The sequence below is a fragment of the Microcoleus sp. BROC3 genome (assembly GCF_036702515.1).
Taxonomy (GTDB): domain Bacteria; phylum Cyanobacteriota; class Cyanobacteriia; order Cyanobacteriales; family Microcoleaceae; genus Microcoleus.
This window is the reverse complement of sequence record NZ_JAUBTQ010000032.1, coordinates 68145-89474: the sequence shown is the minus strand read 5'-3', so window position 1 is coordinate 89474 and position 21330 is coordinate 68145. Positions and strand designations below refer to the sequence as shown.

Genomic DNA, 21330 nt, shown 5'->3' with positions numbered 1-21330 from the left:
TTACCCAAAAACTTCGGGGTGAAATAGAATGTAAAAGTGAGGTCGGAGTCGGCACCAAATTTATTATTAAGCTACCCGTCCAAATCGATTCACAACCGTAGTTTCCTAAATCTCAACATCAGTAACACAGAAAGGTGAGCAGCAATGGACAATAATATTTACGGTCTTTCAAAGGAAAAATCATCAGAAGAAGTGTTATTTGCGGAAGAAGTTAACTCAGATGAGGAGTTATTTTTTGCCGATGAAGTATCTGAAGATTCCCGGACTGAAAGCTGGAAAATTTTGATTGTCGATGATGAGGCTCAAGTTCATACAGCTACCGATATTGCCTTAAGAAAGTTTGTTTATGAAAATAAATCTTTAAAATTTTTTAGTGCTTATTCCGCTAAGGAAGCTAAACAGTTAATCCAAGAACATCCTGATGTGGCTATCATCCTGCTTGATGTAATCATGGAAACCGATGACGCTGGCTTGGAGTTTGTGAAATATGTCCGCGAAGTGTTAGGCAATCAGTTAGTGCGAATTATTTTACGCACGGGTCAACCCGGGCAAGTCCCCGAAAAAAGCGTTATTATCAATTACGATATTAATGACTATAAAACTAAAACTGAATTAACGACCTCAAAGCTATATACTACAGTGTTAACAGCTTTGAGAAGTTTTTGTCTAGGTCATAAATTGCAGTCAGAAATAGAGCGGCGCGAACAAGTAGAGAAAGCACTTCGTATCAGTGAAGAAAAAGAACACCAAAAAGCTCTTGCCTTAGAGCATTTTGTCAAAGAGCTGCAAGAAACACAACTCCAGCTAGTTCAAAGTGAAAAAATGTCTAGTCTCGGTCAATTAGTCGCAGGTGTCGCTCATGAAATTAACAATCCGGTTAACTTTATTTACGGCAATATCTCCTATGCGAAAGATTATATTAAAGAACTCATCTATATGTTGAATCTCTACCAACGCCATTACCCGCTACCAGAAGCAGAAATTCTCAATGCAATAGAAGATGGAGAGTTAGAATTTATCATGGACGATTTGCCAAAATTGCTGTCTTCCATGCAGTTAGGCATCGACCGCATTCGTCTGATTGTGCAGTCTCTACGCAATTTTTCGCGGTTGGATGAAACCGAAATCAAATCAGTAGATATCCACGAAGGGATTAATAGCAGTTTGATGATCTTACAGCACCGACTAAAAGCTAGGTCAGATCGCCCTGCTATTAATGTGATTAGAGAGTATGGTGAATTGCCGCTTGTAACCTGTTATGCAGGTCAGCTCAACCAGGTGTTTATGAACCTTTTAGCGAATGCTATAGATGCTTTGGAAGAGCGGGAAAGTAGAGAAAAGGGTACATCTTTTCAGCCCCAGATTTTGATTCGCAGTGAAGTCGTACCTGGCAATTCACATGACAACCGTAGCCAGGATTCAGGCATTCGGATAACAATTGCCGATAATGGCGCTGGCATGACTGAGAAAGTTCGTGCTAAACTTTTCACTCCCTTTTTTACTACTAAGCCAATAGGAAAAGGTACAGGCATGGGATTGTCAATCAGCCAAAAAATTATGCTAGAAAAACACTGCGGTCAATTGCAATGTATTTCTACGCCCGACCAGGGAACGCAGTTTATTATTGAGATGCCAACTATCTGTATATCAACCAATTTCGCGGTAGCTACGGTCTAGGAAACTCATCTGGCGGAATTCATCATGTAGCGGTTTTCAGTTACATCAGAACGGGGTAATTGCTAATTGCTAATTAATCTGAATTCTGACAGACTTTTTTCGCGCAGCAAGCCCACCCATTCAGGGGTTGGGATAGGCGCTGCGGATGCGGCCACATTCTTATAACTTAATTGTGTTGGTTTTCAATATATTTTTTAATTAACAATCTTTTCCGAGGCGTTACCCACTGTGCCGTAAAAATACGGCGTTGCATAATTGCGAGATGATTTTGATTGTTTTGTGAGATGGGCCCCTGAGCCTGAAGGCGTGTATTTTCACAGCAGGCGGGACACCCCACAAAAATCCTCCTCAAATTGTGCAACGCCAAAATAACACTCATTAAACGCATAGCTTATGCAATGTCCTGAATGTCAGTCAACTCATGTTAATAAAAATGCTAATAAAAAAGGTCAACAGAATTATATTTGTGTCGGTTGTTGCAAACAATTTATAGATTGCTATTAATAACCTCAGAAAGGTTACTCTGAATAGGTTAAATATGAATGTCTCAAAATCTATGTCAATGGTATGGGTTTTTGAGCAATTCAGCAAGTGAAAAATGTGCATCATACCACAATAATTAACTGGCTCAAAAAACTCGAAAAACTATGGCTAGATTTTGATAGCACAGAGACAAATCCACAAGTCTGTGAATTAGATGAGTTAAAAATAGTTGTCGAATAAAAAAAAAATGCCTCTGCTTATTGACAGCAGTAGACCACTTTAAAGCAGGTATTTTAGGATGGTATTAGGCGCTCATAGTGGCCAAACCTTTGAACCACTTTGGATTGTTTTTTATCAATGGAAGTGCTATTTTTATGTGACAGATGGCTGTAAATTTGACAGAAGTTTTATTGCTGATTCAGGTAAAATTCTTAGCAAAAACTAGAAGAAAAGACTTGACGGAAAAAATACAATATGAAGACATTATTTGGCTCAGTTGAAAGGAAAAACAATTGGCAATTCTAAATCTGAACAAAGGCTCAGACAATCCGTTGGATCGATTATTAATTCACCCTTCCCAAATTTGCCGATCTTCCAATTCCATATCAAAATCAAACAAATTATTTTGGTTTTATGCGATCGCCAGCGTTGCTTAGTGATACCCTAATTCAGCAACGCCTTTTTTGTAATATCATCAAGGCGCTCAACGATCTGCGTTTGGCGGCAATTTTCGCCCAATTTCCTGATGACATACGTGCCAAAAATACAGGGATAAATTCAGAAGAGCTAATAATTTAGTGCCATCTTCTAACATCGCGTGTACTCCTTGACTTGGCAAGTTTAACATATCCTCAAACCTGGAGATAGCGAACAAGAAAAATGCTGCGACTAATGGCAGGTAAGGAGTGGTTTTGATGTATCGCCAAAACTTTAATCCGTAAAGGAAAACAGCACTACCATAACACAAATAAATTAATTTCGTAGATATTCCCAACCGAGAAAGAATCAAAGTCATCCGAAACCTGTCATCCAGGAAAAATACTCCGAGTAGTAAAGCACTAAAAAATAAGAATATTCCCGATCGACTGCGTGGCTCTTTTTGGCGCAGCACTCCAAACGTAAATGCACAAATTGCGACTGGGATGCACCAGAGGACTTCGGAAACTCCGGTTAGAATGCCTTCGTAAGGGAACCAGAAATTAAAAGGATCGCTAAACAGGCGTTCAACTCCGTCTCCCTGGTTGTTGAGTTTGGCGTATACGCTCAGCCCGCCCAAAATCAGGACAGTCAGAGTGTTGAAAACAGCTAAAAACGGTACTGTAAAAAAATGTTTTTTGAGTCTTTGTAAAGAAATTGAAAACTTGGGAATTTTATCGAATAAAGGTAGATGCTTCATAAAAACTGTTTCCAAGCAATGGGGTTCGTTACTTATTCACCGGCAGCCAAACCACAAATGTAGTGCCGCGATCGGTTGGATATAAATGAGTTTCTGCCGATGGCAGCCATTCAGGATTGACTGGGGAAAATACTTCTATTTCTCCTTGCATTTGGCGGACTAAATCGCGGGCGATCGCCAAACCCAATCCTGTGCCGGGAATTTCTGTCTGCGCTTTTTCTCCCCGGTAGTGTCGCTCAAATAAATGCTCTAAATCCTGGGGAGGAATGCCGGAACCTGTGTCGCTAACTGCAACTGCTATGGCAGGCAATTGGCTGTATCCTGCCCGATCGCCATCCGCTGCTTTGTACCTGACTTTAATATAAATTTGGCGGCCGGCAGGAGTATATTTCAAAGCATTGTCAATTAAATTGCTCAAAACTTCGCGCAAAGCTCGATCGTTCGCTGAGACTGGCGGCAAATCAGCCGGAATGTCGGCTAGCAATTTCAGATGCCTTTCAGAAGCGATTGCCTCGGCGGAAATTAACAGCGGTTTTAAGACTTCTATAACAAAACAGGAGTCCTTCAAGTTTGTCGCAGGTGACAGCGACAGAGGAGAATGCCGGATTAATTCCAAAGATGTTGCTTTTTCTGAAGTGCCAGATGGCAGTCTCAGATTTGCTTCGCCAGTGTCAACAGTTCGATCGAACTGGCCCAGCAACTCTTGCAGCCGATCGCTCTCTCTGACAATACTAAAAGCCACATTGCGGTTTTTGTCTTCCGGTACCAGCCGCCGCGCTAACAACTTGCCAAAAGTTCGCAACGCTGTCAGCGGACTTTTGAACTGGTGCAGCAAATTGTGCATCGTGTCGTAAACCTGAGCCTGGATTTGCCGAGTTGCACCCAATTCCTGCTGCATCCACTGCGATCGCTGGTCTAAAATGCAGGCCAGGGCTAAGGTGCGAGCAATTTGTTGTATCTGAGCCTCCTCTGGCTCGTTCCAAGGCCTGTCTTGCCGACCGCTGACTAGGAGTCCCATTACAGCTCCCTCGTGTATCAGAGGCGTCACAATTTGCCTCCGTTGCTGCCACACATTCTCCGGGCCTTGGCACTGATTGGAACCGCGCTCATTACTCGGAAGCCGCTCGGGTGCGATCGCCCCTACGGTTGATTCTTCCACAGGAAGAACCGGCGGCGCTAGCAGTCGCGGCACTGGTTTCACTGTCGAGCTTTCGGAGGATGGCAACCTCAACCCCTGATTTTCTTCCGATTCGGCTGAGGTTTCTGGGTAAACCGCGATCGGCACCAACTTTGCTTGGCTGCCTTCTACCAGCTCTTGTGTCAGGTATACCGCGCTGAATTTAGCTCCCAAACTAACGGCGATCGCCACCTGCGATCGGCAAAGCTTGACAAATTCTGAACTGGCTGGCATTAACATGAGCGCCACATTAAGATATCTAACGGAATTCTAAGTAAATTACAAACGATCGGCCGCCGATTACAGATGAGAGACTTCTAGATTTCAGGTTTCTTGACTCCGATCGAAGGCAGCTATGTTGAAGGCATGGGACTTTCGTGAACCAAATTTGCCCCGCATCGCCGTCCGCGCAGCTTCCACAGCTCCCTAAGCTTGGCTGTGGCCGGAACTTGCGGCCCACCATACCACAACCACTACACTTTTGTCGATCGGCACGGATGTTAAGATTATGTCGATATATTAAAAACAGTTGAAGTTTTGAGCTAGAACGGATATACTGGCCTCGGATTTGGTAGCTATCATTACAACCTGTCTGCTCATACTGTCTGCTCACAGAGGAGGTAAAGAAATTGGCCAGGAGACGCAAACGCAAGAGTCGCCGCCGACAAGAAGGACGCAGAATTTTAGAGTGTGTGCCTCAATATAGCATCGAGAGCGGCGAAGATAAACCCGTAACAGCGGCTCGCAAGTTCATCCATGCCGAAGGCATTGCTCCCCCAGCTTTGCTGTTAGTCAAGCGTAACGAGCATACCACTGACAGATACTTCTGGGCTGAAAAAGGTTTATTTGGAGCCCAATACGTAGAAGAGAACCATTTCTTGTTTCCCAGCTTAAAGGTGATGTTGGAAGCTACCACAGAAAAAATTCCTGTGGTGTCAGCGGCCCGCGCATAGCTCAAAATGTTTAGCTCAAAACATTGACAGCAATGTTTTTCTAAGTCTTTTAACAAAAGCGCGAGAGTTCTCATTGTCTGGAGAGTGCCAACTGAAATTTATGCGAAAAGTCCTTAGGAATTAGGGTATAAGGAGCCATCGCAACAGGCTAGGTCGCTGCATGCAGCGAGCTATCGCCACAATTGGCACTTTCACGATAATGGTTTTTTTTTGACTGTTTTGTCGATCGAACCAGTGGATCAAAAAAACAGCCAACGAGAGAGCTGCTCTTGAGTCATCGGTTTGTCTGCTCGAAGTCTAACTACGGCATCTAGCATATCAAAAAACGTTCCGCACCAAACTTTTAATCGATCGGTTTCAAATCTAAAGCTTTTTGCATAGCTGCTAGTTCATCGCGGTGAGCTCTGACAGTAACAAAGCTCTTGGTTTGGCTTCCCGACTCAGCAACTGATTCGAGTTTGAGCGAGACTTGCTCAGAGCGTCCAGCTTTTTTCCAGTAAAATACCCCCGCCAGCGGCGACAGCAGTACCAAAGCTAGGAAAATTTGACCCTGCTGGGGAACTAGCATTCCCAAAACCAGTCCCAAGCACAGAGCGCCGCCTGCACTCAGCAGAGTTAAAAAAATAGCTAGAAACCAACTCGGCCTGACAAAACCCTCAAAGGTAACTTTATAGTTCGGGGCATCGACGGCTGCAACTCGGTAAGCTCTCTGGGCAAAATACTGTTGTAACTCGGTTAACAGTGACTCTTGAGCGCTCTCGGAAGCAAGCTTGACTTGTTCGATTCGATCTTTGACTGAAGCCTTGATGAAGAAAAACAAGCCAACAGCCAGCAGTAGCGTTAGCACAAATGTTGAAGGAAGAACAGCAGTATTCATCGGTAGAAGTTTGTGTAATTGAAATTATCTACTATTACTTTACAGAACTTGACATACGAAAGCGATCGAGGACTTACGCAGACACTTTTTTACCAAAATTCGCAGAAAGCTTCTTCTGCAAGGCGTTTTTCTCCCCATCACCAAATTCCCATATCTCCCCATCATCCCTAATTCTCAAGTGACCATGCGTAAGTCCTGACGTAGTGTAGCTGCTTTAATCGCTGTGCGGCGATCGAGCAAAGCGAAGGCAATCGGGCAAATCGCTTTGCAAGTAGCGCCAGCATCTCCAGGGTTTAGGCATCCGATTCAAACTCGGTTAACCCGTCTGACCAGTTTCTAAGGCGCGGGGCCGACGCCCTGACGCGCCGTTTCCCTGACCGATGTACTCGTGCCAGAGACGAGCGAGGTCTTGAGCTTGGTGCCGCCACTCAGGGAGGATTTGATACATCCGCCGGGGACGGCCGCGTCCTTCTACTTTTTTCCAGTAACCGGTGATTACGGCTTCATCTTCGAGGAATTTCAGAGCGCTGTAGAGTACGGTATCAGAAAGTCGGTAGATGGGGAATTCCCGTTCTAATTGTCCGATGAGTTCTGTACCGTAGGAATCTCCGCGCAATAACACCGAGAGAATGTAGCACACTGCTAGTTCCTTGTTTAGATAAACAGGAGGGGGGTCTTGAAAAAATTGATAGATATGTTCAAACTTCATCTTTCTTGTCCGCTGGAAACTCTCGTGATACCGTCAGGTTAACGGGAGAGGAAAGCGGGGCGGGGTGTGCCGCTTCCTAAGGATTAAGTGGGACACCGGGGAAACAGAGGTGCAGTATTTCCCCGGTATTTGTTGATGGCGGCAAAGCCTTGTCCTGCACTTCGGTAATGTTTGCCTGCGCCTTGGTTGAGCAGCGCTGACGTAACGCCGCTGACTAACTTCCTCTTCCAATCTATCGCAGCGACTATTGTCAAGTGTGCGATCGCCTGCAAGAGTTGGCAGTTAGTTCGGGAGTTGGTGTTTTAACTAAATTTGCCGTTGATGTTTGCGCTCTAGCGCAGGCTTTAAACCGAACTCAGGCCTAACATGGCGCGCAGTGTAAAAGTTAGAAAGACAAAAGTCGCTACAATCGAACTAATCAGGGCGATCGCAGTTGTCGGTCGATCGAGCAGGGGTTTGAGTCGCTCGAACAGGAAAAAGAAAATTCCCAGACATATCGTAATGAAAAAGCGGGGGTAGCGAGAGACGTTATTAATAAAATCTTGCATGAGCTTGGTGGGGTAAAGTGTCACAGCTCGATCTTTGACTGGTAACACTTGTGAGCGAGTTAGACAATTTTGGCACAGCCGGAGCTAAATCTGCCAATCGGGCGATCGGGCATTTTTCCCGGTTCGGCTGACATATATAAATTCTAACGAAAACTTTTCGCCGTTCGATCGGGGGATGTCTGTTTAGTGCCGGAATGCTAAGTCCGGTGACAACTTCTGAAGTATTTCTCTTGAGTTCTAGTTGTGATAAATATTATAGTGCCGTTATTTCTAGATAAATGTCTGCTTCCGCACCTTTTCAAGTCTTGCCGCGTCCCTTTCTGCAATGGCCTGGAGGCAAAACTAGGTTGAAGATATTAAAAACCCAGAGAATCACACTATGGGAATTTTAGTCGGGGATTTGGTTCCAAATCCAAGAAATCCAGCCTCGGACTGTAGAGTAACGCCTTTTTATAGTTGTATCATTAATATCGGGACGATTTTCTGAGATTATTTTACAGATTGCATCTTCTGGCGGAATTTCTCCATGTTTAAGGGTTAATTCAAATACTAAATAAAAAACTTTTTTTTCTAAGATTTTATTAATCAAATCTAGATATTTAAATTTATGTCTTTTATGTAAAATTGACCTTGCTTCACTTGTCAAGCGAAAGATGGGTTTTTTTCTGATAGAACTTTTATCTTTTTCTATCAGTCCAATATACAGACCAGCATTAGTATAATAGTCAGTTTGCCTGCGGTCAAATTTATAGTTTTCAGTAATATCATCGGTGGTTAAATCTCTTTCTAATAACAATGATAATAAATATACTATCCTCTCAAATTTATTAGCTTGTGGCAATGGAACCTTTTGCTCTTCAATTACTTTAATATTATTGAATACCCGATCGACATCACTCCGTTGTATTTCTTCGGGAGCGATCGTATAATTCTTTTGTGTTATCAGTTGGAGAGAGTTATAATCTTTATCATTGCTAAATTCATAAATAAAAAAGCTAAAAATGTCGTTAGAGTATGTCATCAATACGGGAATCACTTTTTTAGTTATTTTTTTTGACCACAATCTGTAAGGATAGTAAAGTTGTCGAATCAAAAAATCCTCAATCAAATATTTTTTAGATTCTATCAATACAAAATAATTTTCACTTTCAAATCCTGCATCTATTTCACACTGAGAATTTTCAACTTTGATTGAATATGGTTCGTTTGCGATGGAATTTATAATATTAAAATCAAAAGACTCTGTAGACATTTTCCCTGAAACAGTATAAGCGGTTTTTTCACCCACTAAATCATCTATAATACCGATATTAAATGCACAGTGCAATGCAGAACTCTCCGAATATAAATTTTTGTAATCTATACTCTCTATCTCTGCTGGAAATTCAAAAGGCGTCAATTCTGTTTCACTATCATATTCAACTTTCAAGTGTGTAGCAAACTTCCCAATAACGTATTTAGAACGAGAAATTGGCAATATGGATAGATGATTGTCTCGAAAGATATCTGGCAAATTAACCGAGTGATCGAACTTTGCCATCAGCCTGCTTTCTCTTTCTTGATTAATTTGACCAGATGCTATTTCAAAAAAACCATTTTTCTCTACCTCTTCTAATATCTTATGCCTTTCAAATAATATTTCCCAAGCTTTGTCATTGGCAGTTTTCTGGCTTTTAGTCATATTTATTTATCCTAAATTTCATAATTTAAAACTAATACTTCATCAACCATACCTCTTTTCAAGGCATTTGAGTTGATACTTCTCGTTGCCCTAACTTTTATGATTGTATCCTGATAATCCTTGTACAAATCCAGAATAAAATCCGTACAAGAATTACTCAGCATTACCTTGCAATCTTTTTTATGTAAAGCATCAAACTCTTCTTTTAGTCGTTCTTGTTCGTCTCTATTAAAGCCATTCACATCATAACCAGTAAAAGAAGCTGTTTCCGAAACGGGATCGTAAGGAGGATCTAAATAAACAAAATCTCCTCTCTTGGCATCTTTAACAGCCTCTGCAAAATCCTGATTTAACAGCGTGATATTATTGCTATTTAAGTATTTGTTCACAGCTCTTAAAACAGCGTCATCTAAAAAATTGGGATTTTTATATCTACCAAACGGAACATTAAACTGACCGTGGGAATTTACCCTAAATAAACCATTATAGCAGGTTTTATTTAGATAAATGATTCGTGCGGCTTTTTCCACTTCAGACAAAATTTCATATTTTTTCGTTGAACGATCTAAGTCTCTCATCTCATAATAAGACGTTTCGCTATTGCTATATTTATCCTTGCTTAATTCCTCCATCAGCTCATCTAATGAGTCTCTAATTACTTTATAGCAGTTAATCAGTTCTTTATTGGTATCATTGATAACAGCTTTTGGGGGTTGTAACTCAAACAAGAGTGCGCCTCCACCTATGAAAGGTTCATAGTATGTATGTTTGCTTATCCGCTTGGGAACATACTTAACAATTTCTGGCAATAACTGCCTTTTACCTCCTGCCCACTTTAAGAAAGGTCTTACTAACGGATTAAATTTCCCTCTTACTAACGTATCGCTTTTCACTCAGATGCCTCTAACGCTGAACAATTCATTGTAAGTTGAATTTTAGTTCAAGTCAAGAGGCAATGGTGATATCGATTCAAGGTGTAAGTCGCACTTAAATATAGCGACCAAAGCACCTTGACATAAATCTATTCATCTGATATGTCTGGGAAAACAATCTGAATTAAGCCGATCGCACTTCGATCGCTCCCCTGTCAAAAACCCGTTTGTCAGTACCGATTGAACTGACAAACATCCGGTCTTTATAGACATCAAACGTCGCAAAACTCAGGCGGCTAGCAGAATACTCCGTCCACTCAGAACGCCCAACCTCACGAGTGCCCCCGCCGGCACCGCAAATTAAATAAGTCGTACCGTTAATCGAGCGAGTGCGTTCGTAATTGTGCTCGTGTCCGTTGATATAAAGCTGCACGCCGTACTTTTGAAACAAAGGCGTCAAAGTCTTAATAAAAGATTGATTTAATCCGTACAGGCCAGAGGAATAAATCTGGTGGTGGCCGAACACAACTTTCCAAGGTGCGGTGCTCTGACTCAACTCTTTTTCCAGCCAAACAAGCTGATTTTTCCAATCCGCATTGTGATTTGTATCTAAAGCAAAAAACTGTACGATATCGCGCCGAAAAGTATAGTAGCGACCTTGCATATTAAAACCCGCATATTTAACTTGCGGATCGCCGTTAGCAGTGCGGATATCGTGATTTCCCAGACAAGCATAAAATTTTACGTTTTTCTGCAATAACGGCTGATAAGGCCGCTCGAAAACAGCATTAATTTTTTCAATTTCGCCGTTATTGTAGATATTGTCGCCGGCGAGAACAGCAACATTAAAAGGGTTTTCCCGGTGATATTGCGCCATCGCCTCAGCCACAGCATACTGACCTTCAGCGCCGGTACCGGTGTCGGCCACCGAAATAAAGCGTAAAATAGGCGGTGAGGCCGGCATTGGGACGATCGCCCTTTCTCCCTCAACGTTAGAAGGCAAAGCAGCGTTGGCGTCTGTACCCCAGGCAGTCCGAAGCTGAAACATTTTCCAGACTCCGGCAAAACCAAAGCTGCTGAGACTGCCTAAAATTAGAAAGTGACGGCGTTTGATGCTCATTTTGATTCGGTTACAACTAAGTTAAATGATAAATTAAGGTTGAGATGGCTCAACTAAAATTTATCTCGTTTAGATATATTTGCAACGCCCCAAGGCAGAGAAAATGTCAGAAGAAGAACTAAACCAGTCAACTCCAGAACCCTCTCAATCTCCGACACCGCAGGTTGATTCGGCTGCAAAGTCTGCCCCCACTGGCAGCAAAACTCAAAATGCCAGCAGCGCGGTTCCCAAAAATCAGAGAATCAAAGCTTTGATTGCCTCGATTGGGAATTTGGGAAAAAAAGGGAAAAAATTAGCAGCCGAACCCCCGTTGCAGCCCCAAAAGCCGATCGCGCCCACCGCTTCTGACTCAGCAACAGTAACTCCTCCCGCTGTTGCTGCGGAAGTTAACAGCGTGCCACCAAAAGTTGCTGTAAAAGTTGATAAAAAGCCTGTATCCCAACGCAAGGAAGGGAGTTTTTTAGAGAAAGTCGTTGTACTTTGGCAAAGTATTGTGCGGCTAGTGCGATCGCTGCTGCCACCATCTACGAACCAGAAGCTGTCCGATCCAATTTTAAACGCCGCCATAGCAGCAATTCTGATCGTTGCAGTCGGTTTAACTTTCAACAGTTTCTCGGCAAAACCGCCGGAAAAACTAGCAAAAGTGCCTCTCCCAGCAGCACAGCAGTCGCCGCCCACCTTTGGCGATTTTGTGGAACCGGGAACGCCGAAATCGCCAGAGGCGATCGCACCGTCAGCGCCAATCTCTACTAAATTCAAAAGCAAGTTGCCCGATTTAGTGGCTCCGGAAAAACCGCAACCAGTAGAAATGATCCCACCGCCGCCGCTGACGCCGGAACAGTCTCTGATTGCTGCGATTCAAAATCAAGTTACTGACATTAAGAATCGACTGGGCGGCAGTTTAGTTGAGTCTGTTCAAGCTAATTTTTCCAGCAGCATTTTGACAGTAAAAGTCGCTGAAGATTGGTACAAACTCAGCGAAATCGAGCAAAATCAACTAGCAACGAAGATGTGGAAGGAGGCTAACTCCCTCGATTTCAGCAAGTTAGAAATTGCTAATAAGGAAGGAATTTTAATAGCTAGAAGTCCAGTTGTTGGTTCCGAAATGATTATTTTGGATAGAGGGATTAATTAGTAGAATTTAAATTGTCTGTATCTGTCAATCATCAGACCAGGCTTACAGTCCAGGAAGCAAAACTTAATTATGCAGTGAGGTGCGGAATGCGCACCTTACTGCTATTGATTTTTTTAGGATATCGAACTTTTCCCAAATCCGACAGAATGCTACCATTAAATTAATTAACTTTGAGGAAAATTGAAAAATGACAATTTTAACTCAAGTCGAACAAGTAGAAATTGAATATCCCAGCAGCGACGGAGAGCCGATGGCTGAAAGCGACATCACGCGCGATTACATGACTTACAGCGTTGAAGCTGTCAACCTTTACTTTCAAGAGCGTTCTGATGTTTACGTGTCAGCTAATTCTTTCATTTATTATGAACAAGGGAACAACCAGGCAGTTGTTGCTCCGGATATTTATGTGGTGTTTGGAGTAGCCAAACGCAAAAGGGATAATTATAAAGTTTGGGAAGAAGGGGGAATTACTCCCGATTTTGTGTTAGAAATTACTTCGGAAACAACTCAGACCAAAGACCAAGAAACCAAACCGGAAATTTATCGGGCTTTGGGAGTTAGGGAATATTTTCAGTACGATCCGTCGGGAGATTATCTGAATCCGATTTTACAGGGAGTACGTTTGATAAACAATCAGTACGAGCCGATTGCAGCCAACAATATCGCTTTCGATACGCTGTGGTTGTTCAGTGAAGTGCTCGGACTGGAATTGCATCTAATTTCAGGAGAATTGAGGTTTAGAGTTCCTGAAACGGGTGAGTTTTTGAAGACTCACCAGGAAGAAAACCTGGGACGACTGGCCGAGCAACAAGCACGACTGGCAGCGGAGTCAACATTGCGATCGCTCGTAACTCAACTTTTAAATTCTGGGATGAGTCTGGAACAGGTGGCGCAAATGATGAATTTATCGACCGTGGAAGTGAGACGATTGGTAGGGGAAAACTTTTGATCGATCGCACTTTTCCCAGATATCAAGGATAGTGCGATCGAAGTATGGGACAAAATGTGAACAGTCAACAGTCAACAGTTAACAATTAACTAATTACTAGAGAGGCTTATTAGTAGGTTTAAAACCCTGCTTTTGAAAATAGGTTCTAAATACCTCTTGAGCAATTGGTGCCGCCGATACAGCACCATATCCTCCGCCTTCAACTATAACTGCGATCGCAACTTCCGGTTTGTCAGCCGGAGCAAAACCCACATACATAGAATTGTCAGGATGACCGGGCATTTCCACAGTCCCAGTTTTGCCAGCACTTAAAGGAATAGTACCGTCATTCATGGCGCGGCCTGTACCTTTTTTCACCACGTCAATCAATCCTTGTTTAACGACATTTAAAGTGGCAGGCTTAATACCTGTTTGAATTTTTTGAGTTATAGGAGTATTGGTTTGAGAAGCCAACAAATGCGGCTGCACTCGCCAACCGCCGTTGGCAATAGTTGACACCATCACAGCCAATTCTAGGGGAGTACAAAGTACCAAACCCTGACCGATCGCCATTGTTACCGTATCCCCAACGTACCAATCTTCACCATACATTTTATTTTTCTCTGCTGGTATCGGAACTTGACCGTGATTGGCGGATTCCAACCCCAAAAGATCTAAATTAATAGTACCGCCAATGCCCATTTTCTTAGCCCATTTCGCCATTTCTTCCGGCCCTGCTGCCATACCTACTTGATAGAAAAACGTATTGCTGCTGTAGGCTAAAGCATCGCGGAAACCGATCGTGCCGTAACCTGCGCCGTGTTCGTTAAAGGAAATTCCGCCGATGTTAATTGAAGCAGAACTTACCAAAGTCGAGTCAGGAGAAAACTTGCCAGACTCCATCCCAGCTACAGAAGTTACAATTTTAAAAGTGCTACCGACTGGATAACCTTGAACGGCTCGATTTAAAAACGGTTTTTCTGGCCCTTGCAGCCGATCCCATTCTTTTTGAGTTACCTTGCGAGTGAAAATATTGGGATCAAATGTCGGCCAACTAGCCATTGTTAAAAGAGCTCCGGTTTTCACGTCGATCGCCACAACGGCACCCAGGCGATCGCCCAAAGCTTTTTCCGCAGTTTTCTGCATATCTAAATCTAAAGTTAGCTGCACCGGTTTGCCGGGAATAGGGTCTTTTACACCTAAATCTTGGATTTCTTCGCCCTTAGCATTTACCTCGATTAAACGGTTTCCCCAAACGCCCTCTAAAGTTGAATTGGCTAATTTTTCCACTCCCATTTGACCGACGATCATCCCCATCGGATATGCCGGATTAGCTTTTAATTGCTCTAAACTAGCTTCGCCGACGTATCCCAAAAGGTGAGCTGCTAATTGCTGGTGGGGATTGTCTCGGCTCGATTCTACGCGAATTTCAACTCCCCGCAAAGCATTACTTTGTTCTCCCAAAGCGACGAAAGTACCGACATCAATATCCTTACTAATTCGCACTGGCAGGGCCGATCTGTAGCCTGCTCCATCGATTTTTTTGATAATTTCGGCTGCGGGAAGTTTGACGATCGGGCCCAGTGTAGCGGCGATCTCTTGCCACTCCTTGGCCGATCGCTCTTTTGGCCACACATAGACCGATCGAGATACGCGGCTGGCCACAAAAATTTTGCCGTTGCGGTCTAAAATTTGACCCCGAGTCGCTGGGACTGAAACAGGGCGAATGCGGTTATTTTCCGCCCGCTGTCGGTTGTAGGCTCCCTGTACCAGTTGCAGTTCGGCTAGACGAAATATCGGCAGCGTCACCAAGGTAGTGACTAGCAGCATAAACATCATAACTTGGAGCGATCGGCTGCGTTGCCGTGAAGCATTGTCCATGCCATTTTTGTCTAATCGGACTTGAGAGTTAAAAGAAAAATCGCCAGCCATATTAATTAATCTGCTATTTTTATTCAACTAACAGCTTGATCGGGTTGCCATCCGGATTATTTGGCGGAGGATACAGCCATGATAACTTCTAACTCTTTAGTGACAGACATAAATTCTGTCGATTGGTAGACGAATCAGCGGTTTTTTTTGATTAAGGTAGAGGTTAAATATCAGGTTTTATTGACAATTCAACTGTTAAGGAGGTAGGGGCGCTGTGGAACCGATCGATTTTTTGATTGCTTGGCTGGTGACGGGCAGCAGCTTGCTGCTAATTTCTCAACTGCCGATCGGCGTAGAAATTGACAGCACACCGAAAGCAGTAATTTCCGCTGCGGTTTTGGGAATGTTGAATGTTTTAATTTTGCCAATTCTGAAAGCAGTTTTTTTCGTGCCGAACCTACTGACGCTGGGATTGCTTTCCGGCGCGTTTGCTTTTGTCATGAATGTGATTGTTTTTGCCTCGGCTGCGAAGTTAGTTGAAGGATTTAGCTTGCGGATGGGCCTTTGGAGCGCGGTACTGGGGGCGATCGCCTTGGCTGTAGTTAGCAGCTTTATCAACGGCGCACTGATTTAGCAACTCCCCCAGAAAAAGGGCGATAGAAATCGCCCGATATTTCCACACCTTACCTTGCGCGTTTCGTTTGCCTAAAAGCGATTTCTATCGCCGAATATTTATGCTCCCTTCTTCCTTCTATCCGTTACATCCGTTACATCCGTTAAACAATCCGTTGCCGAACTTCCTTCTTACTTCCCCATCGCCGACTTATAGGCTGTCACCTTAATATCAATCCCAGTAATATCTGTGCCGACAACAACAGCCGTCGCTCCTAAATCCCAGGCTTTTTTAGCCATTTCCGGTCCCGCGATCCCGCCTTCGCAGATAACGGGAACCTTAAGCTTTTCTACCATTTCCGCAAGCAAATCAAATCCGGGCGGCGAGAAACTTTCCGTCTGGGCAGTGTAGCCAAAAAGAGTAGTTGCTACAGTATCTGCACCAGCTTGGGCCGCCGCGATCGCAGCTTCTATGGTATCTACATCCGCCATCACTAATTTGCCCAATTCGCTATGAATTTGTGCGATTAATGTCTTTAAATCTTCGCCGCCAGCAGGACGGTTTCTCTCAGTAGCGTCAACGGCGATAATATCGGCTCCAGAAGTGGCTATCGCCCGCGCGTCTTCAAACCGAGGAGTAATGTAAATCTCGCATCCCGGCAATTGCTGCTTCCAAATCCCAATTATGGGAGCGGATACCTGTTTTCGCACCGCTGCAATGTGAGCCGGAGTGTCAATCCGCACGCCCGAGGCACCTCGATTGATGGCGGTTCGAGCCATTGCCGCAATTACGATCGGATCGTGCAGCGGCGAATCAGCAGGTGCTTGACAAGAAACAATTAATCCTGTAGGAATTTGACAATTAATCATGGCGAATTGGGGATGGGGAATTGGTAATTGGGAATTACAAATTATACCAGTTCAAAAAAAAGAATGTAACTGTAGACCAGATCCCAACCCATATCCAATGAGTCATTCCAAAATCTAAAATCTAAAATCTAAAATCTAAAATTATATTACCCATTACCAATCCCCGCCATTAAAGAAATAATTTTGTCGAGCAAGTGTTCAGGGTGAATCGGTTTAGCCAAACAATCGTTAGCTCCGGCCGTCACGAAATATATCTGCTCTGCGGGAATTTCATTAGCGCTTAAAGCGATAATTTTGATATTTTCAGTAGCGGGTCTTTGGCGCAGTTGGTGAATTATTTCGCAGCCATTCATACCGGGCAAACGCATATCGACAATCACAGCATTCGGCTGCAAAAGTTCAATTTGTTCCACCGCCGCCGAACCTTCAATCATCCACACCACTTGCAGTCCTGCTGCGGTCAGGATATCGCAAATCAGCATGGCAGTTTCTTCATCTTCTTCGACGAGTACGAGGCTGCCCCACGAGGAAGAATGCAGCGGTAAAGATGAATTCGATTTTTCATATTTGAATTTTGTGGATTCATCTTTGCTTTGAGTTTGGATGGGTATAAAAACGGTAAAAGTAGACCCGACATCAACTGTAGAGCTGACTTCGATCGCGCCGCCGTGAAGCTCTACTAACTGTTTAGTTAAAGCCAATCCCAGGCCGGTGCCACCGTATTCGCGGCGGTAGGGGGAATCCAACTGCTGGAATTTTTGAAACAAAAGCGATCGCTGATTTTCGGGAATTCCAATGCCGGTATCTTTGATTTGAAAAACAGCGGTGCTGCCAGCAGGTGCAATACCGGGATGTCGCACTGCAGGCGTTAGATTTTTATCTTCTGTCACCCAGACTCGCAGGATGACTTGCCCGCCTTCGGGAGTGAATTTAATCGCATTTCCTAAAAGATTGAAGAGAATTTGTCTCAAGCGGCGCGGGTCAGCGGTGAAGCGATCGCACTCTTGTTTTATCCGCTGTTCTTGCACCAGTTTCACGCCTTTAGCCACAGCTTTTTCTTTCAGGGCGTGCAGGCTCTGAGAAGCTAATTTAGAAATAGAAAATTCACTAATTTTTAATACTGTTTTTCCCGCTTCTACTTGCGATAAATCTAAAATATCGTTAATTAATTCTAATAAGTGGTCGCCGCTATCCCGGATAGTTTGCAGGTACTGCCGTTGCTTTTGCAGCGGCACTTCTTTGCAGCCAACTTTGCCGTAAGACCATCGCAACAGCGTGTCGGAAATGCCGATGACACAGGTGAGGGGAGTCCGCAATTCGTGGCTCATAGCTGCCAAAAATTCGCTCTTGGCGAGGCTGGCAGACTGGGCAGCGACCAGTGCATCGCGCAGTTCTTGCGTGCGCTCTATTACGCGCTGTTCTGAGGTGCGCTTTTGTTGCTGGACTTCTGCATAAAGTTCGGCTTGGTAAATGGCGATCGCCAAATGTTCTGCTATGTGTCGCAAAAATGTTTTTTTGCTTTCTTCCCACTCCCGAAAAGTACACTGGTGGGCAATTAGCAGCCCCCACAATTCGTCTTGAACTACGATCGGCACTAGCAACTTCGCCCGCACCTTCGCCCGCCGCATCAACTCTAAAAAACAAGGATGCGAAGAGTAAGTTGTTTCCACATCCGCGACGCACAAAGCCAAACCTTTGCGATATTTCTCTCTGTCAATGACTCCATTGGTAAAACACTGCGCGCCTTCACTAAAATTCAGTACAGACGAGATAGCGTCGCTGGCTAAAGCTTCGTAGGTGACGCGACCTAAATAGAAGTAAGAGCCGGAATTTTTTGGGATTTCGCCAGACCCAGAAACCGCCGCAGGTATTTCTTTAGCTAACTCACCATTGTGCGGCGCTGGGACTTTTTCAAATTGATAAATTAACAGGCGATCTACTTCCAAAAACTCTCGCACTCGTTCGACTGCTTTTGACAAAATTACAGGCAATTCCAAACTCTGGCGGATTTGAGTTGTCACCTGATTCAAAAGTCGCTCTTGTTCGAGCTGCTGCTGCAAAGCATCTTCCACCGGCTGACAAAATGAAATGCAGGGACTGGCAATTTGTAAGTGATTGACGGCTTGGGAAATCTGGCGCTTTAGCGTTTCGGAATCTATCAGTTTGGGCGCGGATTTTCCCTGTATTTCTGTTTGGGTGTGTAGGGGCGGGCGACTGTTTTGGGTGTCATTGTCTGCGAGAATCTCCAACAAATTCAGGGTGAATTCGCTTTGAAGAACGGCCGAGTTTGGCTGTATATTTTTAATTGCTTGTTTCAGGGCGCGAAGGTCAATTTGCCGCGAGGGTGCGGGTGTTATTTCTGCGAGTTTGTCTGCGAGGGGAGAGAGGAAATTGGCGATCGCCCCGGGATCGAAAGTCAACTGCACATTCAATTGCGAATTGAGGTTTTTTTCGCTGTGCTTGTGTCCGTTTGTTGCGAACTCATCTAATAGATTGCCCCGCAGCAGCGCGCTAAACCGATCGGATACCACTGCTCCAAATCTTTCCGACGAGTTTTCCCGATTTTGAGAATCAGCGAGCGCATCGTCTGCCAGCCAAATCGCCCCGGAGATTTCAGCCATTTGCTGTAACAACTGGTAAGCAGCCTCAAACGTTGCTAGCGGCAAAGTCCGACTTAAGGTTTTTAGTTTCAATCTAGATATTTTCCCGGTTGTTTTAAAGAACAAAATATGAAGGCCCCTGTTTTGGGGAAGGAACCCGGGGCGCAGGAGGGGCGGCCGCTCCAACAGAGTTGAGCAGACTGGAGATAAAAGTAGTCAGAAGCCAGGGTCTCGTCAGGCCCAGGAGCCAGAAAGCTTATTTCTCCCTATAGTTGTCATTACTTTAAACAATCTTATTCCAGTATAATATTAATATATAATTTGTTAACTTCTACTTAACACTATCCGGGTAAATGAGCAATCCAACTCAACTCACCCCCGATTTCACGATCGGACATCTGCCGTGTCACCACTTCCAAGTGAGTGCTGCAACTCCAGGACAGGTAGTGGCTGAAAAATTCGAGCAAGAACCAGACCTGCCGGGAGTCATTATTACTCATGAATCACAGGTATTGGGCATGATTTCTCGCGTCAAATTTCGAGAGCAAATGAGTCTTCCCGAGCGCGTAGAACTTTACGGGACGCAGCCTATTCGAGCATTGTTAGATTTTATTAGAATTCCGCCTTTGCTGCTTTCGGAAAAGTGGAAAGTTGACGATGCCGTGCAAGCGTCTCTCAACAGGCACAAAGACTTGATCTATGAACCGATTATTGTGGTAATGGAAAACCGGACTTACCGCATTTTGGACGTTCATACTCTGGTGATTGCTCAGTCAAAAATTTTAGCGCAAGCTAACAAAATTATTCAAAAATACCGAGTAGAAAGACATAAATATCAGGCGATAATTCAACAAGAACAGGCAAAAGTTCAGGAATGCAATGAACTTTTAAAAGCCCAACAACGTCAAACAGAAAAATCGCAGAGTAATCCCAGTAACCAAGTAGCCCTGGTAAAACAAGCTGAAGAAATTGCTCACATGAATCAGCGATTTGTGAGGATTGCGAAACTGATTTCTTCAGAAGGTCGCCAAGCATTTCAAGCTACTTTTCAAGGTGCTAATTCTATTTGCAACAATACAGATAAAATTTTGGGCGTTGGCAAAGCAATAGCTAATGATTTAGAAACGGTTAACCGCACTTCCCGAACCATCCGGGAGGCGATCGAACAAGTCAGGCATTTAGCAGTACAGGTGGCTGTAGTTACCAATCAAATGGGAAGTCAGCCCAGCGGTCTGAGCCAAGTGAGTCTGGAAATTGGCAGACTGGCAAGTAAAACTTTTGAATTGGGAACTCAAATGGAGCAAATTGCCAGCCGGTTTAAACTTCGCGTTCACGAACTCACGGAGGCAGCAAGAGCGGGTGCGAATGTGGCTAAATCCGTGACCATCAAGATCGATCGCGCGGAAATGGCTCTGTTAGAGTTGGAGGAATTAATAGCGGAAAAAGATTTCAATTCACAGACCGCTATCAAACAACCTTTGGGAGTCAGGAAAAGTGTGACCGCTGATTCTTTAGTTAAAGAGATAAAAAACGCCGAAGTGGCGGTTTCGGAGTTGGAAAACTTAGTTAAGCATCAAGATTCATCGCAATATCTGATTCAAAAAATTCAGCAGGCGCTGAAGTCAAAAAAGCCATAAATTCCCCTGGAGAATTCGATGAAACATTGGGATAGGTAAAAAAAATCCAATAATAATTTACCATTACACTATATTCAAGAATACTATTTGTTAGACTGAGGGTGGGAAAAATTCAAATAAACCATGAAAAAGGTTATTTAAGTATCCCAATAATTCGACAACAAGTCAGTCACCAAAATAGAT

18 protein-coding genes and 1 pseudogene are annotated in these 21330 nt (G+C 43.8%); 7 read left to right on the top strand and 12 right to left on the bottom strand.

Annotated elements, in window-relative coordinates; translation table 11 throughout:
* The first annotated feature begins 144 nt into the window (after positions 1-144).
* Both QUB30_RS20635 and QUB30_RS20630 read left to right on the top strand, forming a co-directional pair.
* On the top strand, positions 145-1677 hold the full coding sequence (locus tag QUB30_RS20635; protein ID WP_333336947.1) for an ATP-binding protein: 1533 nt from the start codon (positions 145-147) through the stop codon (positions 1675-1677).
* Positions 1678-2070: 393 nt separating this feature from the next.
* A pseudogene (locus QUB30_RS20630) lies at positions 2071-2787 on the top strand (IS1 family transposase); the annotation flags it as partial.
* 76 nt (positions 2788-2863) lie between these two features.
* Here the strand turns inward: QUB30_RS20630 and QUB30_RS20625 are convergent.
* Together QUB30_RS20625 and QUB30_RS20620 are read right to left on the bottom strand one after the other, a co-directional pair.
* Positions 2864-3556, bottom strand: a complete 693-nt coding sequence (locus QUB30_RS20625; RefSeq protein WP_333336945.1) for a hypothetical protein — start codon at positions 3554-3556, stop codon at positions 2864-2866.
* A gap of 28 nt (positions 3557-3584) precedes the next feature.
* Positions 3585-4967, bottom strand: coding sequence for an ATP-binding protein (locus QUB30_RS20620; RefSeq protein WP_333336943.1), 1383 nt, complete (start codon positions 4965-4967; stop codon positions 3585-3587).
* A gap of 395 nt (positions 4968-5362) precedes the next feature.
* On the opposite strand from QUB30_RS20620, the gene QUB30_RS20615 reads away from it, so the two are divergent.
* The gene (locus QUB30_RS20615; RefSeq protein WP_333066452.1) at positions 5363-5686 is read left to right on the top strand and encodes a DUF3155 domain-containing protein; all 324 of its coding nucleotides are present in this window, start codon (positions 5363-5365) and stop codon (positions 5684-5686) included.
* Between the two features lie 343 nt (positions 5687-6029).
* On the opposite strand, the gene QUB30_RS20610 is transcribed toward QUB30_RS20615, so the two are convergent.
* The 7 genes from QUB30_RS20610 to QUB30_RS20580 form a co-directional block, all read right to left on the bottom strand.
* Positions 6030-6563: a cofactor assembly of complex C subunit B gene (locus QUB30_RS20610; protein ID WP_333336940.1), complete on the bottom strand. Its 534-nt coding sequence runs from the start codon at positions 6561-6563 to the stop codon at positions 6030-6032.
* Positions 6564-6879: 316 nt separating this feature from the next.
* On the bottom strand, positions 6880-7272 hold the full coding sequence (locus tag QUB30_RS20605) for a PadR family transcriptional regulator (RefSeq protein ID WP_190745100.1): 393 nt from the start codon (positions 7270-7272) through the stop codon (positions 6880-6882).
* 83 nt (positions 7273-7355) lie between these two features.
* Positions 7356-7526, bottom strand: a complete 171-nt coding sequence (locus QUB30_RS20600) for a hypothetical protein (RefSeq protein ID WP_333336938.1) — start codon at positions 7524-7526, stop codon at positions 7356-7358.
* A 90-nt stretch (positions 7527-7616) separates the two neighbouring features.
* On the bottom strand, positions 7617-7820 hold the full coding sequence (locus QUB30_RS20595) for a DUF751 family protein (RefSeq protein WP_015176773.1): 204 nt from the start codon (positions 7818-7820) through the stop codon (positions 7617-7619).
* A 388-nt stretch (positions 7821-8208) separates the two neighbouring features.
* Positions 8209-9501 (bottom strand): type II restriction enzyme, encoded by a 1293-nt coding sequence (locus QUB30_RS20590; RefSeq protein ID WP_333336936.1) that lies wholly within the window; start codon positions 9499-9501, stop codon positions 8209-8211.
* A gap of 11 nt (positions 9502-9512) precedes the next feature.
* Positions 9513-10394, bottom strand: coding sequence for a DNA adenine methylase (locus QUB30_RS20585; RefSeq protein WP_333336934.1), 882 nt, complete (start codon positions 10392-10394; stop codon positions 9513-9515).
* A 163-nt stretch (positions 10395-10557) separates the two neighbouring features.
* Positions 10558-11493: a metallophosphoesterase gene (locus QUB30_RS20580; protein ID WP_333336932.1), complete on the bottom strand. Its 936-nt coding sequence runs from the start codon at positions 11491-11493 to the stop codon at positions 10558-10560.
* A gap of 103 nt (positions 11494-11596) precedes the next feature.
* On the opposite strand from QUB30_RS20580, the gene QUB30_RS20575 reads away from it, so the two are divergent.
* Both QUB30_RS20575 and QUB30_RS20570 read left to right on the top strand, forming a co-directional pair.
* On the top strand, positions 11597-12628 hold the full coding sequence (locus QUB30_RS20575) for a hypothetical protein (RefSeq protein ID WP_333336930.1): 1032 nt from the start codon (positions 11597-11599) through the stop codon (positions 12626-12628).
* A gap of 187 nt (positions 12629-12815) precedes the next feature.
* Positions 12816-13577, top strand: coding sequence for a Uma2 family endonuclease (locus QUB30_RS20570; RefSeq protein WP_333336927.1), 762 nt, complete (start codon positions 12816-12818; stop codon positions 13575-13577).
* A 96-nt stretch (positions 13578-13673) separates the two neighbouring features.
* Here QUB30_RS20570 and mrdA read toward each other — a convergent pair whose 3' ends face one another.
* Positions 13674-15488 (bottom strand): penicillin-binding protein 2, encoded by a 1815-nt coding sequence (mrdA, locus tag QUB30_RS20565; protein WP_333336925.1) that lies wholly within the window; start codon positions 15486-15488, stop codon positions 13674-13676.
* Between the two features lie 214 nt (positions 15489-15702).
* On the opposite strand from mrdA, the gene QUB30_RS20560 reads away from it, so the two are divergent.
* Positions 15703-16062, top strand: a complete 360-nt coding sequence (locus QUB30_RS20560; RefSeq protein WP_333052282.1) for a phage holin family protein — start codon at positions 15703-15705, stop codon at positions 16060-16062.
* Between the two features lie 170 nt (positions 16063-16232).
* On the opposite strand, the gene QUB30_RS20555 is transcribed toward QUB30_RS20560, so the two are convergent.
* Complete coding sequence (locus QUB30_RS20555) at positions 16233-16910, bottom strand: N-acetylmannosamine-6-phosphate 2-epimerase (RefSeq protein ID WP_333336923.1); 678 nt, start codon at positions 16908-16910, stop codon at positions 16233-16235.
* Positions 16911-17056: 146 nt separating this feature from the next.
* Positions 17057-19603: an ATP-binding protein gene (locus QUB30_RS20550; RefSeq protein ID WP_333336921.1), complete on the bottom strand. Its 2547-nt coding sequence runs from the start codon at positions 19601-19603 to the stop codon at positions 17057-17059.
* 260 nt (positions 19604-19863) lie between these two features.
* Between QUB30_RS20550 and QUB30_RS20545 the strand changes: the two genes are divergently transcribed.
* On the top strand, positions 19864-21147 hold the full coding sequence (locus QUB30_RS20545) for a chemotaxis protein (protein WP_333336919.1): 1284 nt from the start codon (positions 19864-19866) through the stop codon (positions 21145-21147).
* The last annotated feature ends 183 nt before the right edge of the window (positions 21148-21330 follow it).

Bases quoted from the DNA above. Each gene is read 5' to 3' on its own strand.
- QUB30_RS20555 (WP_333336923.1), bottom strand. From the start codon at position 16,910: ATGATTAATTGTCAAATTCCTACAGGATTAATTGTTTCTTGTCAAGCA.
- QUB30_RS20605 (WP_190745100.1), bottom strand. From the start codon at position 7,272: ATGAAGTTTGAACATATCTATCAATTTTTTCAAGACCCCCCTCCTGTT.
- QUB30_RS20610 (WP_333336940.1), bottom strand. From the start codon at position 6,563: ATGAATACTGCTGTTCTTCCTTCAACATTTGTGCTAACGCTACTGCTG.
- QUB30_RS20570 (WP_333336927.1), top strand. From the start codon at position 12,816: ATGACAATTTTAACTCAAGTCGAACAAGTAGAAATTGAATATCCCAGC.
- QUB30_RS20575 (WP_333336930.1), top strand. From the start codon at position 11,597: ATGTCAGAAGAAGAACTAAACCAGTCAACTCCAGAACCCTCTCAATCT.
- QUB30_RS20625 (WP_333336945.1), bottom strand. From the start codon at position 3,556: ATGAAGCATCTACCTTTATTCGATAAAATTCCCAAGTTTTCAATTTCT.
- QUB30_RS20590 (WP_333336936.1), bottom strand. From the start codon at position 9,501: ATGACTAAAAGCCAGAAAACTGCCAATGACAAAGCTTGGGAAATATTA.
- QUB30_RS20545 (WP_333336919.1), top strand. From the start codon at position 19,864: ATGAGCAATCCAACTCAACTCACCCCCGATTTCACGATCGGACATCTG.
- QUB30_RS20620 (WP_333336943.1), bottom strand. From the start codon at position 4,967: ATGCCAGCCAGTTCAGAATTTGTCAAGCTTTGCCGATCGCAGGTGGCG.
- mrdA (WP_333336925.1), bottom strand. From the start codon at position 15,488: ATGGCTGGCGATTTTTCTTTTAACTCTCAAGTCCGATTAGACAAAAAT.
- QUB30_RS20580 (WP_333336932.1), bottom strand. From the start codon at position 11,493: ATGAGCATCAAACGCCGTCACTTTCTAATTTTAGGCAGTCTCAGCAGC.
- QUB30_RS20635 (WP_333336947.1), top strand. From the start codon at position 145: ATGGACAATAATATTTACGGTCTTTCAAAGGAAAAATCATCAGAAGAA.
- QUB30_RS20595 (WP_015176773.1), bottom strand. From the start codon at position 7,820: ATGCAAGATTTTATTAATAACGTCTCTCGCTACCCCCGCTTTTTCATT.